The sequence below is a fragment of the Klebsiella sp. K4 genome, from assembly GCF_014596785.2.
In the GTDB taxonomy this organism is placed as follows: Bacteria; Pseudomonadota; Gammaproteobacteria; order Enterobacterales; family Enterobacteriaceae; genus Klebsiella; species Klebsiella pneumoniae.
Genome location: NZ_CP115021.1, coordinates 3,059,949 through 3,074,810 on the forward strand (window position 1 = coordinate 3,059,949; position 14,862 = coordinate 3,074,810).

Genomic DNA, 14,862 nt, shown 5'->3' on the forward strand with positions numbered 1-14,862 from the left:
CCCCGTCGGTTAACCACCCGCAGGAGCAGTGAACGCAATCGCTTCAGTTGTTTTCACCACACCGTCAACGGTAGCCGTCACCGTGAAGGAGCCGGCCGTAGGAGAGGTGAGTTTCACCGTCGAGCCACCAGCAGACCCTGTCTGTGACGTCGAAGCACTTAGCGTGCCGCCTGTAGACGTCCACGCCACAGATGCGCCGGAGACTCCTGCACCATTTCTGGTGTACTTGAGCGAAACGGTCACCGCGTCGGTACTGTCAGCAGTTGCGGAAGTTTTATCCACTGACAGGGTTACTCCCCCGCAGGGGCTTCCAGCTTAATCAGTACGCCTGCAGTGGATTTGTTACTGGTGAAATGTTTCTTCCAGTTCGCGCCGGTGCCGATTTTGGTCAGGTCAGGGTTAGCGCCCTTCGTCTCATCCCAGCTGTAACCCAGCAGTTCAACGTTAACCGTACCCTCTGCGCGATAGCCAATGGCAAGGTTTTCCTGGTCGTTGATATCGTAGGAACGGAAGCCCGGAGCCTGTGATTCCGTTACGGATACCGCGCCGGCCACCAGCCCCAAAATCGCATCAACTGGCATGGTGTCAGTTACCAGCACCGGTTTACCCAACGTGCCTGGCTGTCCGCCATAAACCACCACGCCAGCTTCTTCGTAAATTTTGTTGTCGATAGCCTGATCAACAATGTCGAAATAGGTCGTGGAATGCATAACGAACAGCGCAACACGGTTAAATTTATCGCCGTATTTACGCAGGCCGCGGGTCAGCGTTTTCTTACCATCAGTGGCAATATCCGCGGATACCGTCATGTCAGCATTTGCGCCAATGGCTGCAACAAGACCCTGTAGGGCATACTTGATATAACCTTCAAGCGTTGCATCAGCGACGTCGACGCCGATCACCTCGGAGAATTCGCTAACGTCGCGACCCCGACGTTTAAACGCCTCCTCCGTGGTTTCATACGGGCCGTATTTCCACGGCGCCTTAACGCTGACAGATTCACCGGCACCGATTTTTTTACCCGTTACCGGGTCGGTGGAGTTAACGTTGCGCGATTCGATAGAACCACCAACTTTATAGAAGGTGCGCTTGCGAAAATCACCCTCGATCAGTTCGTTGTCGAGAATGATTGCGCCGTTTGAAGCGGCGTTGAAGACTTCCAGATTATCCTGGCGACGCTCAAGAAACGCAGTCTGCGCGAGGTCGTCATAGATAATCAGGTCGTTGTTTACGGTCGTAGGCATTGATTAGTCCTTACTTAGGCAATTTGAGATAGGCCTGCTGGCCATGTTTGCGGATGTAGTCCGCTTTGTCGCTTGAGCTCATTTCTGAACGTTTCAGACTACCGCCACCGCCACCGCCACCGGGTTTATGACCACCAGCCCCGGAGCCTTCGGCGCGCGGGAACAGGTGCGGGGCCGTCTCTTTCAGAGATTCAGCCCACTCAACCGGGGTGAGCGGAGTTTTGCCGTCTTTACCGAACAGAACATCGCCATTTGCATCAACTGCTACGGCCTCGCCTTCGTCGTTGAGCTGGAATGTGCCTTTAGCACGAAGAATCAGATCGTCGGATGCTTCTGGCAGCGCGCCAGCCTTAAGCGCTGCGCTGCGGATAGCATCACCCAGGACACGATCACGGAATTTGTTGGAGAACGCTTCCGCCTTTTCAGCGCGTTCATTAGCGGCTTTGATTTGCTTATCAACATCAGCACGTAGCCGCTCAGTGCGTTTATCCAGTACCTCGTCAATTTTCCCGGCGGCGATCAGTTGCGCCTCTTCATCATCAGAGAAACGCTGGAGAATAGTTTTCACCGCGTCAGGATCGATACCTTCAAAACGCTTAAGCGACTCAGTGGACTCTTTGAGCTTACCGAGTAACTCACTATTTTTATTTTTCAGGCCTGAAACCTGAGCACTGACCTGCTCATCGATCAGCTTTTGGATTTCCGGCGTAATCTCGGGCGCACCATTACCGGATCCACCGCCATCACCACCTTCACCACCAGTTGCCGAATAATATTTAATGAGCATGTTACGAATAAGCATGTTGTCCCCTTGGGATAGTTACTGTGGGCCTGGCCCAATAAAAAAGGCCGCCCGAAGGCAGCCTGATTGAATAAGATATGTTGGTTAAAGCCTGGCGTTTCTGAATGCCTGATCATCCTTTGAGCGCAACTGGTCCAGCGTCAGCCACTCGCCTCGGTCGTTGTAGAACTCATCGGGAGACATGCCGCCATCACGAATCAGCCTGGCGCGCGTTTCTCCGACAATCTCAGCTTGTCGCGTGAACGACTGCCGGGAGAACCAGTCCTGGTAAGTCGTATCAGCCGGAATCTGTCCATCCATACTGGCGCGCGAGCTGTCCTTGATTTCGCCGACTTTGATACCCAATTCCTCGGACGATTTCAGTATGTATGTTTCGGTGCTACGACAGCAAAAGTGAATTTTCCCCGGTCCCTGCAAATAAGGCACCTTGTGCCCTATCGGTTTGTTATCCAGCGTGTACTTGAGGCGGTCGCGGATCCGACAATCCTTTGATGTCCGGTTATCCAAAGTGGATAACCACTGCTTACCCTTCAGAATGTCGTCGTTCGCCGACGCAAAGCTTTGTCTTGCTGTTGATGCAAGATGCCCTACTGCCGTTTTCGCTATGCTGGCCGCATTGGCCCGGCTCATCTGAAGCGCACCATCCTGGTAGCCGCGGTTAGCATGTCCACGAACCTTTTTTGCGATCTGCTCATGCGTATCGCCCAGCAGGAATCCCTGCCGCACAGTATTGGATATCCGCGCCATCCGATCAGCTTCGAGGTTGCTGGCCCATTCACTCAGCAAACGTCCCTGAAATGGACGCCCCATCGCCGAGGCATAAACTGCATCCGGGGAGATGCCAACCAGTGGATGAAGAGCCAGAACATCGTCGGGAATGGCAAACTGGAAGAGGCTCATCTGAAAACTGGCCTCATGCTTCGCCAGCTCCTGCAGCTCGGTAGAGAGAGCTGCATACATGGACTGTATGGCATCCTTGTTTATGGCCCTGACACTGACCAGTAACGCTTCCAGACGCGAAACGGTAAAGCTCTCGGGATCCAGCGTATCGATAGCAACCAGCAGCCTGGCGGTAAGTTCGGCGTCGCTGTCATTCAGAACTTTTATCATCCTGTTGGCAACGCCGGTGCTGTAGCGACTCACCCATATAGCGTGGGCTATGGATTCATCCTGCAGTTTGTCATTCGCCGTTGCCATTATTGCCACCAATCAGGTTAGGCGCGCCGTTACGAATAGCGTCAATGACAGTTTCAGGGTCGTCAGCAGGATCTATCAAGTCAAGCCTCTGCAGAGCTCTGACCATATCCGTGTCGCGAATCGCACCGGACTGCCAGGCATTGACGATTGCCGTTACCATGCCGGATTCTGCGACTTTGGCGATAAACTCCTGATTGATGCTGTAACGATATTCCTCGCCTTTTATGCCGAGATATCTGGCGCACCAGCCGAGCGCCAGCGTATAGGCCTCCGAGACATTGGAAACGCAAATGCCGAGCACCGATGTGGATGCGGTTTGCTCGCCGCTGGATTGCGTGGCGGTTTTAACCGCGCCGTTCTGCTCGATAAGCCGGGCGCCAAGCTGAACAGAATAATCACGCTTACTGTCCATCGCCTCTTTAGCCAGGGTGTTTGGTTGCGCCTGAGCATAGGTAAAACTCCCCTCCTTCGGCAGCAGGAATGGAGAACGAGAACCGACACGAATTCCCTTATCCTGCAGCCAGTCACGCCAGGCGGTATCAAGCCCGGAAATCACCGGCTGAACCTGACCGCAGAAAAATACGCTGTCTTCGTAATCCGCCGAATTTCGATAATGACCAAGGTTAATTTCAACGAGGGCGGCTAAAGGCGACTCGTCGATGCTGGGATCGTTATTTTGTGCACCAACGAAGGTAAAGGGGATTTCATCCCAAAAATCCTCACCTTTAGGCTTAGGGTGATACTCAGAATCGACGGAAAAAGAGCCTGCGTCAGCTGACTTTCGCCATACCCGGCAGACAAACTTTCCGTTCTCCAGAGCCAGTTCGCGATACTGGATTTCATCCTCGTACGCAAAACCATCTTCCTTTTCCATGCATTCACGTAAAACCACCAGCACCAGTTGATCACGTCCATTGATGCGTTTGGTGCGCCAGTTAATGATGCTTTCCGCCTGATAACGAAGGATGATCGCCTCGTCGGTCTCAGCTGCATAATCCGTATAAAGCCCCTCGCGCGCGGCCTCCAGAATATTTTCTGTAACCTGCTGGGACTGCTGATAAATGCTGGCACCAGCACCATCGGCGTTGTCACGAAGATAATTCAGTTTATCCGGCGCGGTCATGGTCGGGTCTTTTCTGAATGCCAGCCCCAGTAGACCCACTTTTGTATTGCCCGTTATCGCGTAGAAAACGGCGCGCTGAATGTAATCAGCATTGCGCTTTTTATTGCGTACAGACTTATCGGACGGATCCAGAAAAGGGAGGTATTCATTCCCGGCGGCCTTTACAGCATCAGCCCCTTTGCACACGTCACGAATTTTTTTCCACACGGGCATCGCCGCCCTGACCTCAGGGCGAACATAAGTAATATCGTTATTGGCCATCAGAATGTCGTGTCCAGTGAAATAGAGAATGCAGGTCGAACGATTGGGAATTGCTTCACAATGAAGTAACCAGCGCCATCGTTGGGGTGATCGTTATCGCTCTTTTTATCCGGCTCGCCGTTTTTATCCCACACCTGTTGTTCCAGGCAGTCGGCATAGACCGGGCAACGGGCCACATTCACCTTGTACCGGCGATCACCATTACCATTACAGAACATGGCGTTCATGGAGTTGATGCGGTCCTTTACCGGCGGGTTAGCATCATCAACGATGACGTTAAATCCGGCCTGTCGGAGCTGCTCAATATCTGTTTTGCTGGCGTTGTTTGATTTCCTGGAGTCACCAGAGGCATCCGGGTAAATATAAATCTCGCGGACCTTGCGGTAGTCACCGTCGGCATACAGCCAGAAACGTTCCTTGATGATGCGTATCATGTCTGGCGTATCGTAAGCGTTGATAATCTCTGTTACCGCGTGTGGTAAGCCGAGCCGCAATACATGGACGATCCCTGCCATCTTCCCGACGTTGAAATCCATCCCGATATACAGCGCTTCACCTGGCTGCTCTTCCTCACTGGAATTATTCAGCACCCTGTCGAACTGATGATAAATGGTGCCGCTGGTCAGGTTAGTAAACTGGCCATTCAGATATGCCTTGATCAATTCCGGCGGGTAACTCGCCAGGAGCGAAGGAATATAGTCATCCGGCAGGTTCTTTTCGTTGTCGAATGTCGAAGCCTGTACCAGACCATACATCGACCTCAGTTCAGGCTTTTCCCTCACAGCCTTAACAAACTGGTTATAGACGAACTTAAATCCTTCAGGTGTGGTGGTCACGTCAATGCCATTACGCAGACCATCAACCTTATAACGCATACGCGCGATTATTTTTCGCCACGCCTGACGCGCCTTATCCGCTTTCAGAACGTCGAGTTCATCCACCAGCGCATTGCCGATTTTAAAGCCTACTATCGTGTCGGGCTTTTCCATCGACCGACAAATTGTCGTGCCGCGGTACTGGCGCCCACTGTAGAAATGGACCTCTTTGTTGCTTTCAACGATTTTGACTTTCAGTCCCCAGTCGTGAGCAACTTCTTCCACCGTGGGGTAGAAGATATCGCGGATCTGAGGATAGGTCGGGGCAAAGTAGCCCTGGTTTATTTTGGGGAACTCCCAAAACCCTTTGCATATTCCACCGCAGCCAACCCATGTCTTTCCGGATCCAAAACCAGCTACATAGGCTTTGAACTTCTGCTGCATAGCCAGAAAACGAGCCTGGGGAACGTTAAGCGTCGGAGCTATCGCCATCCTCTTCCCTCACTCGCGCATCGACTACGTTGATATTGATCGCAACTGGCGTTGGTTCGTCATCTTCCGGGTCAGCGGCCAGCTCTTTACGGAGCTTGTCGATCTCCAGCTGCCGGCGCTCGATTTCAATCTGCTGTAGACGCTGGGTGAACTCACTGTCAGCCAGGCCGAGACGTTTCATCACCGCCTCGTACATTCGCTCGCGGCTGATAGCGGTTATCTCCACGCCATTCTTCCCGAGCTTAACGCCGGAATAGGCAAGCGCAGCATCAGGCGCCAGCTTGCGCGTATCGGCGAAGAATGGCTGGCCGACGCCATCACCATTGCAGCGAGGACATTCCGGGTTAGGTGCGCTGGTGTGGTTGTAACCGTAGCCGCCATCATCCAAAGGCTCTCGACGTTTACGCTCAAGCGCTTCAAGCCGCTTCTCTTCGTACTCCACCGCATCGCGCCATTGATACTGGTGACCGAAGCCCCAGCAGTAGCGGCAGCTCCCGCGGCGATACTGAGAAAGTTGGTTGGCGTCGAATGTTGCCAGCCGCCACATCTGCTCAAGCACTTCATCAGCGCTGCCAAGCGTGCGCACAATGGATGCTTTCTGCTGCTGCGCAATGGCCTGCGCAACTGAAGTTTTCTGAAGCAGCTGATAGCCAATTTGTTCAGCAGTCTTCTTGCTGTACCCGGCACGGATAGCGGCCTGCGTGGCGTTGTGGTCCTTCAGGTATTCTGCGACAAATAAACGTTGCTGATCGGTGAGGCCATCATCATCCACCAGCTCTTCTGCGCACTTTTCCTTTTGCGCAGTGCGCAGTTTCTTCTGCGCAGGTTTTTGCGCAGTTTGCGCAGTGGGTTTCTTGATGTATCGGCGGGCAGTAGCGTAATTCAGTCCCTGCGCTTCACACCAATCCTTCGGTGATACGCCGGTTGCGGCATGATCGGACAGGAACCGTCGCTGAAGCTCGCCCCAGTCCGGTTTTGCCATGGATTATTCCTATTTAACGTGAGGGAGAAAAAGGAATTACTGATTCTCCATAAAATATTCACTTTTTTGTTTTGGAATTAAGGCTCTTTAGTTCAGGAGTTATTATGAAAAGAATTATGCTTGCTGTTTTTGTGATCTGTGGTGCGCTGTCTCTTTCAGGATGTATCCTTCCCCCTGGGCCTCATAGCGGCGGACATGGTGGAGATCACTTCCATGGTCCAGAGCATCGTTAACCGCCTGAGGACTTTCATTTTACAGAAATGAAAAAGGCCGCAAAATTATGCGGCCTTTGGTCACTACCAACCAGCGTATAAAGAATCTCTCAGGAGCCAACAGAGAGAGGTGCATCTATCCGGCTAACTAACCTCTGGCGTTCTGATGTTGGCAGGCAGAGACGTTATGAGAGTATTGAGTATTTCAAAATACACCGGGAGAAACAGACAATGATATCAGTCCATTGTCTGACGGGCATTATCACAGGCACTCAATGAATACCTGCTGTAATGCGGTCAGATACCAGTTTATAACCTGACCAAATGTTACTTAGATCACAATCCATAGAACCACCCACCAATGCCAAAGGCTGCAGCGATCACCAGACAAGCAATTGCCGTTTTAGGCATTAACACACCGTAAAATGCAGGAGACAATCCCAGGAATAAAACCATTAGCACTGGCCACATACTAAGCAACAGGAATAAGTAGCCATTTATACCACCGCTGCTAAACATCACATTCACTCCAAACCATTACCCGGACTTTCCATAGCTTGGTTGTTTCGTTGCATGATATCATACAACTGCCCCTTATACAGGAGCTTTAACATTATCACAGGCACTCGATGAATGCCTGCTGTAATGCCTTAGCTGACCTTCTCAGCGGCAGTATCAAACAGCGCCAGCGCTTCGGTCGCTTCCTGGATTGCCTTACGGGTCTTCGAGACAATCTCACTTTCCGTGAAAACACGATCGAAAGAGTCAGCGAATAGCTCAGACTTCAGATAGCTGTCTCCTACCCAGTCAATGGCCAGCTTGGCCGCTGCGGTGTCATAATTAACTTTCTTGATTATATCCAGGCGGATTTGCTCGGATGCAGTGATCTCTGACATGTCTTACCTCTGTGCGATGTGGGGAGTATTATCGAAGCCATTCGACAAAATAGCCTCTGTGATGCTTTTGCATTTATCTTTGCCGTGTGTACAAGCTGAACGGTTTCCTTACGGATGCCTGTTACGCACAATAAAAAAGGTCGCATAAAAAATGCGACCTTTGGTTGGTACCAGTTAGAAAACTAAAATCTCTCAGGAGCCACCCGGGAGAGGCTTTTCTGCTTTTTAACTGACCACTGCCGTTTTGGTGTTGGCTGGCAGTGATCACGTGATGATAGCTTCATTTAAGTTATCGAAAGCATTTAAATATCGAAAGAGCTCATTGAACCAATCATTTTCAACTTGCCGGAACATTCAACCAGAGCACCAGGCATCTCTGCTGGTCTTTTGATGGCAATTCTCAGCTCTCCCGAACGAGGCCGGTAACTAACAATTTATTCGACAGTTCCTTCGGCATTAACCCAAAGATCTAGATGCTTGATGTAGCGTTGGATGGGCACATAAATAACCGCCCCATCTACAAGGTTAACGGACTTGATAACACATCCCTGCGGAGCTAAATAATCCCCATCACAATGAGGGTGAATAGAGTGCTCGTCACCGTATCGATAACCATGCGGAAGTTGAGGGAGTGAATTTCTTGTCATGGGCAGCTTCTTAGATAGAAGGAATTGAAAATCCATAGTGCCTTAATGCACCTGACTTAGATACCAACTTTTCATTTTTCAGCGCTCTGTTGTCTCGTATTCTGATTTTTTGTTCATGTGGCCATGTAAATTTCAATACCTAAAGTGTTCTGCGTTTGTAGCTGAATTACCTGGAACCCTTCTCTGTGAGCTGCGAGCAATTGGCCTGCACTGCTTTGTTGTGCGCCAGGATGTCACGCTTGGTCTGCTTATCCAACACATCGATATCGTGGTCAGTCAGGTAGATGATCCGCACCCAGCTGCAGGCCGTGTCAACGACTACCGGGGCGGGTAAACTTTTCGCGCAACTCCCGATCAACATCGTCATCGCCCATACGCTTAACGTCTTCCTGTACATCGCTGGCCCCTTTCGTGACTTCAGCACGGCGTTCTGCCGCGGCGACAGTAGCAGCGGCGTTCTCTTCGGTACGTTGCTGATCAGCTTTGGCTTTCGCCTTACTGGCCCCGCGAGCATGCCCAATGCCGAACGCGCCAGCAATAGCACCCAGGATGACGACCACCAGTCCCGCGATAATTTCAAAGCTCATTGCTGCTCCTTCAGTTCGTCGGCCTTTTCTTTCAATGCTGGCTGGCGTACGTATTGCGATAGTACGGCCAGCACCACCAGCGCAGGGCTAATCAACGCAACGATGTTTGGCGGCAGGATGTTTTTGATATCCGGCGGCAGCACCGCCCAGGCGTGCAGCGCAGCATCCGGGAACGACTGCGCCCATACACCAACCAGCGCGCCGATAGCTCCCAGCTTTACAGACCACGTTTTCAGCAGCAAGCTGGCATGCCCTACGAACTCCAGCCGGGTATATTTGCGCAGAAGTAACAGAACGAGCACAGCCACCAGCACAAGCAAAGCGAAAATGATCATCTTCACAGGACACGCTCCTTAACCCAGCCGTAGAGAAAATCCTCGTTGGCTTCGCGGCCCTCCGCCAGTTCGAGGTATCTGGCACCCTGGCTGCAGTTCAGCGCACGCAACAGAACCTGTTCACCCTCTTTCCCGCGGGCGGAAAGGTATCCCTTAAGCGCGGTGATGGTTCGGGGACCAATGGCGCCATCCGGAATCAGATCGGGATACAGCTTTCCGCGCATATTCATTGCGGTCAGCCAGCGCTGGAAAAACTTACTGGCTACAGATGGCCCCATGTTCACGCCAGTGTCGCAAAGCTCATCTGCCAGTAACGTAGATAGAGCTGCCACCTGGTCAAACCGGGGGCCGGTCCAGTAATCGCTCAGCAGGATTTGCTTTGCTGTTTCCCTGGGCAGGTTCCGCATATCACCGGTGTAGCCATGTGCACGGGCGGTGGTCTGCGTGATGCCCCAGCGGGTCGGCCCGCCTTTATCCGACGGATGATCGACATAACCACCCTCCTTGCCGAGGATCCCCTCGATAATCTGATCTGCTGTCATGGCGCCTTAACTCCGGTAATGCGTTCCCAGAAATAGGTCAAAGCAACAGAACCCATTGCCCCGCTAATTCCGGAAGTGGCCAGTATCATGTAAATGCTCAGTCCGCTTTCAATGCTCACCAGGCCAGCAATAACGCCGGTAAACCCTGAAACCACCATTTGGGCAAGAGCATTGATCAAGCTCCATGTTGCCTTGCTCTGCTTCACATCTATCAGGTAGCGGACAAGTCCACCCCAGCAAGCAATGATCAGCAGAACCAGCCAGGACATCCCGGCAATGCTCTCTTTGTCTTGCATACGCTTAGCCATAGTTACCGCCTCCGATGAAAGATCGGGAAGCTGTGTGTGAGAAGGTCAGGCCCGTCAGGCTGGATTTAACAACGAAGCATGTCGGTGATGATTTCCGCGGGACCTGATAATAAAAAAGCCATGCAAATGCATGGCCTTGTGATTTGAATCCGTTATTTACAAAATGTATTCGAGACAGTATCTTTCGACTTCCGGACAAAAAAACATATACCGGGACAAAATCTAAATGTAACTGCCTTGCCTGCATGAAACCATGCGGGCTTTTTTTTGCCCAAAGAAAAAGCCCACCGAAGTGGGCCTTACAGCTATCATCATTTTTTATTAGGTGTGGTGCCGGGTGCCTCCCGGTAAGTCGCCGCCAGTCCACAGACGACTCGCAATGCGCAAAAAAACATATCAGACTGGCAATGCCCCTCCGCATAGGGGGATTCACCACACCAAAAATTTAACATCTGATGAAACTCGTTTCAATGCTCTACGACGATGTGTGATCCTACCCGCGAATAGTGGACACGCGACTAAGTGAGTAAACTCCCAGACAGAGGTATCTCACATGACTAAATCAGCAACCGTAAGTAAGAAACCACGTAAACAGCATTCGCCTGAATTCCGCAGCGAAGCCCTGAAGCTTGCGGAGCGCATCGGCGTTGCCGCTGCCGCCCGGGAACTCAGCCTTTACGAGTCTCAGCTATATACCTGGCGCAGCAAATTACAGCAGCAGAAAACGTCTTCCGAACGGGAAAATGAGCTGGCCGCTGAAAATGCCCGCCTGAAGCGCCAGCTGGCAGAGCGTGACGAGGAGCTGGCTATCCTCCAAAAGGCCGCGACATACTTCGCAAAGCGCCTGAAATGAAGTATGTCTTCATCGAAAAACATCAGGCTGAGTTCAGCATTAAAGCCATGTGTCGGGTGCTGCGCGTGGCCCGCAGCGGCTGGTATGCCTGGCGTATCCGTCGCCTGCAGCTAAGCCCGCGTCAACAATTTCGCCGGCAATGTGACAAAGCGGTCAGTCAGGCCTTTCATCAGGCGAAACAGCGCTACGGCGCACCGCGCATTACTGATGAGCTGCGCGAACAGGGGGTGAAATACAACATCAAAACGGTAGCGGCCAGCCTGAAGCGGCAGGGGCTAAGGGCCAAAGCCGCGCGTAAGTTCAGTCCGGTGAGTTATAAGCCCCATAATCTGCCGGTATTCGATAATCTGCTGAATCAGGATTTCACCGCCAGCGCACCGAATCAGAAGTGGGTGCAGGACATCACCTACATTCGCACCGATGAGGGCTGGCTGTATCTTGCCGTGGTGATTGACCTGTGGTCCCGCGCGGTTATTGGCTGGTCGATGTCATCCCGAATGACGGCCCGGCTGGTATGCGATGCCCTGCAAATGGCGCTGTGGCGGCGTAAGCGGCCAAAAGGGGTTATAGCCCACAGCGACCGGGGTGGTCAGTACTGCTCAGCAGATTATCAGGCCCTGTTGAAGCAGCACGACCTTCGGGGCAGCATGAGTGCAAAAGGCTGCTGCTATGACAATGCCTGCGCGGAAAGCTTTTTCCACACGCTGAAGGTAGAGTGCATCCACGGTGAGCGTCTAATCAGTCGCGATGATATGCGTACGATGGTATTTAATTACATTGAGTGCGATTACAATCGCTGGCGTCGTCACAGTGCCTGTGGCGGCCTCAGCCCGGAACAATTTGAAAATCAGAATCTCGCTTAGGCGCGTGTCCATATTACGAGGAGAGGATCAGTGACAGGGGTACTGATGCAATGCATCTCGCGAATACCCCTGTCGTGTCGCCGGAAAGCAAAAAGCCCAAGGCGTTAACCTCGGGCTTGAATTCTTTGTGTGTCGACAATCGAAGCTATGGCGACGATATCAGATTTACATGAAATATATGCCTTTCAGTTCGGTTTTGCAAGTCTGAAGTGATTAGCAAGTCTAAATGCTATATCGGCTCTTTTTAAATCATCATAGAGACCTAAATACTCCCGTTTTCCATCGATGAGAATCTGTGCCTGCCACTTTTTTGCTCTTTTGTTGTAATAAATACCCTTGCTACCTGATGTGTTATTTTTATAGATACCAGTGTTAAGAGAGTTAAGTTGGCTGGTTGCTTCTCTAAGATTGGCAATCCTGTTGTCGTCTCTTATTCTGTTTATGTGATCGATCTCTTTTTCTGGCATATATCCGTACACGTAGAGCCATGCAAGGCGATGAGCATGATAAAGTTTCCCAGAAATTTTTATTTGCACATAGCCAAGAGAATTTTTGCTTCCAGCAACGCTTCCTACAACCACCTTCTGCCTTTTCACTGCCCATAAAAACAAACCAGAAAAGGCGTCGTACTTAAGAATAGATTTAAGAGTTTCTTGGTCCATTACTTATATCCTCTCAAATCTAAATTTGTCGCCTTTTGTTGTGAACGTGATCGCGTTACCGATATGAGAGCGTCGCTATCAAGCTTCACAAAACTGCTGCGCAGCGCCAGCCAATGAGGGAGGTAGGTTTCTGTCCATGTGGACTTTGCTACACCAACCAGCTCCGCCAGCGCCTGATATTCATACGCCTCCCGCCCTGCCAGCTCGGCTTTGACATCCTGCGCGGCCAGCCAGATAAGTTGGCGCAGGCGATCGACTGTTTTCTTTGCAATGCGCACGCCGGCCAGCTTTTCGTTGAATTGCCCCCATGCCCACCGGGTGATCGTCTCCTGGTGTTCCCAGCGGATATTATCGCTGTAGTTCCACAGCAGCCACGCTTTCTGGTGGTCTTCCAGCGACAGCAGAGCCCGTCGCCAACTTGCCGTCGAATATTCAACGGGCAGAACGAGAGCGATTGATGAACCCTTAGCGCGGGACTGGCTGCCGCTCATCGGCGGCCCATCCGGGTTAACCATTTTTTGCTTTACTTCGCTATAAACCTTCTTCCTTCCCCGGCTGCGCGCCGTAGCGGTGAATTGCGCATTTTCTGCGAAAGCCACCAGTTGCCCTTTCGTCGCGCCGCTCAGATCGGCGGTGGCCACTATCAGCTGCTGGCGAACAAATTCCAAGTATTGAGCTGTCATGTTGCTTCTCCCAGGCGCTTATAGATACGTACGAAATTGCGTAATATTTTGTAGTCAACCAGTACGGTGCCGCGGTGCCGGCAGAGGCGGAGCTTTTGCCAACGGTCGCGGATGCGTTCGATAACGTCACGGCTCATTTGCCAGTCCTCGCCATGGCCTTAGCCATCGCCTTATATGCCCTGAGCACATACGCGCTCTTTCCGTACAGGGTGATCTGGAAGGTAATGCCGCGAGACTCCCAGGTATTGACCGGAGAAGCGTCCAGACCAGCATCCGCAATGCGTCTGGCCATAGCCAGCTGCCAGAACGGGCCAGTCAGCCAGATGCGGGAATAAGCCCCTTCGTCGCTATAGGTGATCTTCATGCAGCCTCCCGTTGTTTTATGAGAGCACGGCGTAGCGCGCTGTAATGGCGCCTGATGCCTTCCAGTTCTTCGATGGTGTATCGGTGAGGGGTGTTGTTGTTTTCGAGCGCCTCGACGCGCTCAGCGCCGATTTTCTCTACCAGAGCAATGCGGTACTGCTGCTGGTTACCTGACATTTGCACGTTGCAGTGATGACACTGCTTGTGAATGTTGTCCTCGTTGTAGCGCAGGTGCGATGCTTTACCGCGGGATCGGTAATGCCCGGCCTCCCACTGAACCGTTTCGAACGTGCCGCAGCTGATACACGGCAGATCGTGGTCACGCTCGCGGATATAGTCGTTAACGACACGCTGAGTCATATCCTCCCAGTGTCGGAGAGGTTTCACCGCTGCTTTGCGCTTGCGCCAGGCTGCGCGCTCTTTCTTCTCTTTCGCCTGAGCCTGCTTTTCGCGCTTCTTCTCAAGCTCCTGCATGGCAAATTCAGCGCCATGCTCAGGACAGCACCAGCGATGATTTTCGAATGCAGGAGTGAATTTCTCCCGGCAGATTTTGCAGCGACGCAATGTTTTCTTTTTCAGAATGGCAGGCATTGCTGTCCACCTCCCTGAATGATATTTAGTTCCCGGCGGTGCTTGTTCAGATAGCTATTCCAGTGGGCCTTACGGATAATATTTGCTTGCTCCTCAAGCAGCGCCGGTTCACGAATAGCCTTCCCTTTGCGGTGCGGGTCTTCACGGATAACATCACCGTTTACGTGCAGCGCCTGACAAAGCGGGCAGTAATCGCGAGTTTCCATTCCACCCGCTTTGCCTGAGAAAAATATGTTGCCGTGCCATGTTGCGCATTCACGACACATCGGAGCGTCGCATGTAAAAATTCCACGGGCATTACTGAGATGGTGATTTTCATCTTCATCAGCGTCCCAACCAATAATTCCATCGCAAAGCAAAGTTGCGGGCTTACCGCAAAATAGGCATGTCTCCTTCTTAGCCAT

Annotated in this window: 20 protein-coding genes; 1 reads left to right on the forward strand and 19 read right to left on the reverse strand. The window is 51.9% G+C overall.

The window, feature by feature from the left end:
• Positions 1-290 precede the first annotated feature (290 nt).
• The 13 genes from IB144_RS15240 to IB144_RS15300 all read right to left on the reverse strand — a co-directional run bounded on the left by IB144_RS15240 (position 291) and on the right by IB144_RS15300 (position 10,431).
• Positions 291-1,244, reverse strand: coding sequence for a major capsid protein (locus IB144_RS15240; protein ID WP_032427966.1), 954 nt, complete (start codon positions 1,242-1,244; stop codon positions 291-293).
• A gap of 10 nt (positions 1,245-1,254) precedes the next feature.
• On the reverse strand, positions 1,255-2,046 hold the full coding sequence (locus IB144_RS15245) for a hypothetical protein (RefSeq protein ID WP_149359030.1): 792 nt from the start codon (positions 2,044-2,046) through the stop codon (positions 1,255-1,257).
• Positions 2,047-2,130: 84 nt separating this feature from the next.
• Complete coding sequence (locus IB144_RS15250) at positions 2,131-3,243, reverse strand: phage minor head protein (RefSeq protein ID WP_149359029.1); 1,113 nt, start codon at positions 3,241-3,243, stop codon at positions 2,131-2,133.
• The gene (locus tag IB144_RS15255) at positions 3,227-4,627 is read right to left on the reverse strand and encodes a DUF4055 domain-containing protein (RefSeq protein ID WP_149359028.1); all 1,401 of its coding nucleotides are present in this window, start codon (positions 4,625-4,627) and stop codon (positions 3,227-3,229) included. The genes IB144_RS15250 and IB144_RS15255 overlap by 17 nt, the downstream gene beginning before the upstream one ends.
• Positions 4,627-5,934 carry a terminase family protein gene (locus tag IB144_RS15260; RefSeq protein WP_004190663.1) on the reverse strand — a complete coding sequence of 436 codons (1,308 nt, stop codon included), beginning with the start codon at positions 5,932-5,934 and terminating at the stop codon, positions 4,627-4,629. Before IB144_RS15260 ends, IB144_RS15255 begins: the two co-directional genes overlap by 1 nt.
• Entirely contained in the window at positions 5,912-6,916 is a 1,005-nt protein-coding gene (locus IB144_RS15265; RefSeq protein ID WP_032438547.1) for a terminase small subunit, read from the reverse strand. Before IB144_RS15265 ends, IB144_RS15260 begins: the two co-directional genes overlap by 23 nt.
• Positions 6,917-7,464: 548 nt before the next feature.
• Positions 7,465-7,647 carry a hypothetical protein gene (locus IB144_RS15270; RefSeq protein WP_117157530.1) on the reverse strand — a complete coding sequence of 61 codons (183 nt, stop codon included), beginning with the start codon at positions 7,645-7,647 and terminating at the stop codon, positions 7,465-7,467.
• 131 nt (positions 7,648-7,778) lie between these two features.
• Entirely contained in the window at positions 7,779-8,024 is a 246-nt protein-coding gene (locus IB144_RS15275) for a DUF2560 family protein (protein ID WP_004218558.1), read from the reverse strand.
• 813 nt (positions 8,025-8,837) lie between these two features.
• On the reverse strand, positions 8,838-9,032 hold the full coding sequence (locus IB144_RS15280) for a hypothetical protein (protein ID WP_019405025.1): 195 nt from the start codon (positions 9,030-9,032) through the stop codon (positions 8,838-8,840).
• Positions 8,983-9,258: a hypothetical protein gene (locus tag IB144_RS15285; protein ID WP_004190672.1), complete on the reverse strand. Its 276-nt coding sequence runs from the start codon at positions 9,256-9,258 to the stop codon at positions 8,983-8,985. Before IB144_RS15285 ends, IB144_RS15280 begins: the two co-directional genes overlap by 50 nt.
• On the reverse strand, positions 9,255-9,599 hold the full coding sequence (locus tag IB144_RS15290; protein WP_004190674.1) for a hypothetical protein: 345 nt from the start codon (positions 9,597-9,599) through the stop codon (positions 9,255-9,257). Before IB144_RS15290 ends, IB144_RS15285 begins: the two co-directional genes overlap by 4 nt.
• Positions 9,596-10,135, reverse strand: a complete 540-nt coding sequence (locus tag IB144_RS15295) for a putative peptidoglycan-binding domain-containing protein (RefSeq protein WP_004184488.1) — start codon at positions 10,133-10,135, stop codon at positions 9,596-9,598. The genes IB144_RS15290 and IB144_RS15295 overlap by 4 nt, the downstream gene beginning before the upstream one ends.
• Positions 10,132-10,431 (reverse strand): phage holin family protein, encoded by a 300-nt coding sequence (locus tag IB144_RS15300; protein WP_031280382.1) that lies wholly within the window; start codon positions 10,429-10,431, stop codon positions 10,132-10,134. The genes IB144_RS15295 and IB144_RS15300 overlap by 4 nt, the downstream gene beginning before the upstream one ends.
• Before the next feature lie 565 nt (positions 10,432-10,996).
• On the opposite strand from IB144_RS15300, the gene IB144_RS15305 reads away from it, so the two are divergent.
• A protein-coding gene (locus IB144_RS15305) for an IS3 family transposase (RefSeq protein ID WP_087759146.1) occupies positions 10,997-12,159 on the forward strand; the annotation gives its coding sequence in 2 pieces (ribosomal slippage) (positions 10,997-11,258 and positions 11,258-12,159; 1,164 coding nt in all).
• Between the two features lie 185 nt (positions 12,160-12,344).
• Here the strand turns inward: IB144_RS15305 and IB144_RS15310 are convergent.
• From IB144_RS15310 to IB144_RS15335, 6 genes are read right to left on the reverse strand one after another with little or no spacing between them, the layout of a single operon-like run.
• Positions 12,345-12,821, reverse strand: a complete 477-nt coding sequence (locus tag IB144_RS15310) for an HNH endonuclease (protein ID WP_117157529.1) — start codon at positions 12,819-12,821, stop codon at positions 12,345-12,347.
• Complete coding sequence (locus tag IB144_RS15315; RefSeq protein ID WP_071081061.1) at positions 12,821-13,504, reverse strand: bacteriophage antitermination protein Q; 684 nt, start codon at positions 13,502-13,504, stop codon at positions 12,821-12,823. Before IB144_RS15315 ends, IB144_RS15310 begins: the two co-directional genes overlap by 1 nt.
• A complete protein-coding gene (locus IB144_RS15320) occupies positions 13,501-13,641 on the reverse strand; it encodes a YlcG family protein (RefSeq protein WP_117157528.1) in 141 nt (46 codons plus the stop codon). Before IB144_RS15320 ends, IB144_RS15315 begins: the two co-directional genes overlap by 4 nt.
• On the reverse strand, positions 13,638-13,868 hold the full coding sequence (locus IB144_RS15325; protein ID WP_032723549.1) for a hypothetical protein: 231 nt from the start codon (positions 13,866-13,868) through the stop codon (positions 13,638-13,640). Before IB144_RS15325 ends, IB144_RS15320 begins: the two co-directional genes overlap by 4 nt.
• Complete coding sequence (locus IB144_RS15330) at positions 13,865-14,458, reverse strand: recombination protein NinG (protein ID WP_048292009.1); 594 nt, start codon at positions 14,456-14,458, stop codon at positions 13,865-13,867. The genes IB144_RS15325 and IB144_RS15330 overlap by 4 nt, the downstream gene beginning before the upstream one ends.
• The gene (locus IB144_RS15335) at positions 14,443-14,862 is read right to left on the reverse strand and encodes a hypothetical protein (RefSeq protein WP_048292008.1); all 420 of its coding nucleotides are present in this window, start codon (positions 14,860-14,862) and stop codon (positions 14,443-14,445) included. The genes IB144_RS15330 and IB144_RS15335 overlap by 16 nt, the downstream gene beginning before the upstream one ends.

Excerpts from the sequence above, each read along its gene's own strand:
- IB144_RS15240 (WP_032427966.1), bottom strand. The coding sequence starts at position 1,244 with ATGCCTACGACCGTAAACAACGACCTGATTATCTATGACGACCTCGCG.
- IB144_RS15245 (WP_149359030.1), bottom strand. The coding sequence starts at position 2,046 with ATGCTTATTCGTAACATGCTCATTAAATATTATTCGGCAACTGGTGGT.
- IB144_RS15250 (WP_149359029.1), bottom strand. The coding sequence starts at position 3,243 with ATGGCAACGGCGAATGACAAACTGCAGGATGAATCCATAGCCCACGCT.
- IB144_RS15255 (WP_149359028.1), bottom strand. The coding sequence starts at position 4,627 with ATGGCCAATAACGATATTACTTATGTTCGCCCTGAGGTCAGGGCGGCG.
- IB144_RS15260 (WP_004190663.1), bottom strand. The coding sequence starts at position 5,934 with ATGGCGATAGCTCCGACGCTTAACGTTCCCCAGGCTCGTTTTCTGGCT.
- IB144_RS15265 (WP_032438547.1), bottom strand. The coding sequence starts at position 6,916 with ATGGCAAAACCGGACTGGGGCGAGCTTCAGCGACGGTTCCTGTCCGAT.
- IB144_RS15270 (WP_117157530.1), bottom strand. The coding sequence starts at position 7,647 with ATGTTTAGCAGCGGTGGTATAAATGGCTACTTATTCCTGTTGCTTAGT.
- IB144_RS15275 (WP_004218558.1), bottom strand. The coding sequence starts at position 8,024 with ATGTCAGAGATCACTGCATCCGAGCAAATCCGCCTGGATATAATCAAG.
- IB144_RS15280 (WP_019405025.1), bottom strand. The coding sequence starts at position 9,032 with ATGTTGATCGGGAGTTGCGCGAAAAGTTTACCCGCCCCGGTAGTCGTT.
- IB144_RS15285 (WP_004190672.1), bottom strand. The coding sequence starts at position 9,258 with ATGAGCTTTGAAATTATCGCGGGACTGGTGGTCGTCATCCTGGGTGCT.
- IB144_RS15295 (WP_004184488.1), bottom strand. The coding sequence starts at position 10,135 with ATGACAGCAGATCAGATTATCGAGGGGATCCTCGGCAAGGAGGGTGGT.
- IB144_RS15300 (WP_031280382.1), bottom strand. The coding sequence starts at position 10,431 with ATGCAAGACAAAGAGAGCATTGCCGGGATGTCCTGGCTGGTTCTGCTG.
- IB144_RS15310 (WP_117157529.1), bottom strand. The coding sequence starts at position 12,821 with ATGGACCAAGAAACTCTTAAATCTATTCTTAAGTACGACGCCTTTTCT.
- IB144_RS15315 (WP_071081061.1), bottom strand. The coding sequence starts at position 13,504 with ATGACAGCTCAATACTTGGAATTTGTTCGCCAGCAGCTGATAGTGGCC.
- IB144_RS15320 (WP_117157528.1), bottom strand. The coding sequence starts at position 13,641 with ATGAGCCGTGACGTTATCGAACGCATCCGCGACCGTTGGCAAAAGCTC.
- IB144_RS15325 (WP_032723549.1), bottom strand. The coding sequence starts at position 13,868 with ATGAAGATCACCTATAGCGACGAAGGGGCTTATTCCCGCATCTGGCTG.
- IB144_RS15330 (WP_048292009.1), bottom strand. The coding sequence starts at position 14,458 with ATGCCTGCCATTCTGAAAAAGAAAACATTGCGTCGCTGCAAAATCTGC.
- IB144_RS15335 (WP_048292008.1), bottom strand. The coding sequence starts at position 14,862 with ATGGCTAAGAAGGAGACATGCCTATTTTGCGGTAAGCCCGCAACTTTG.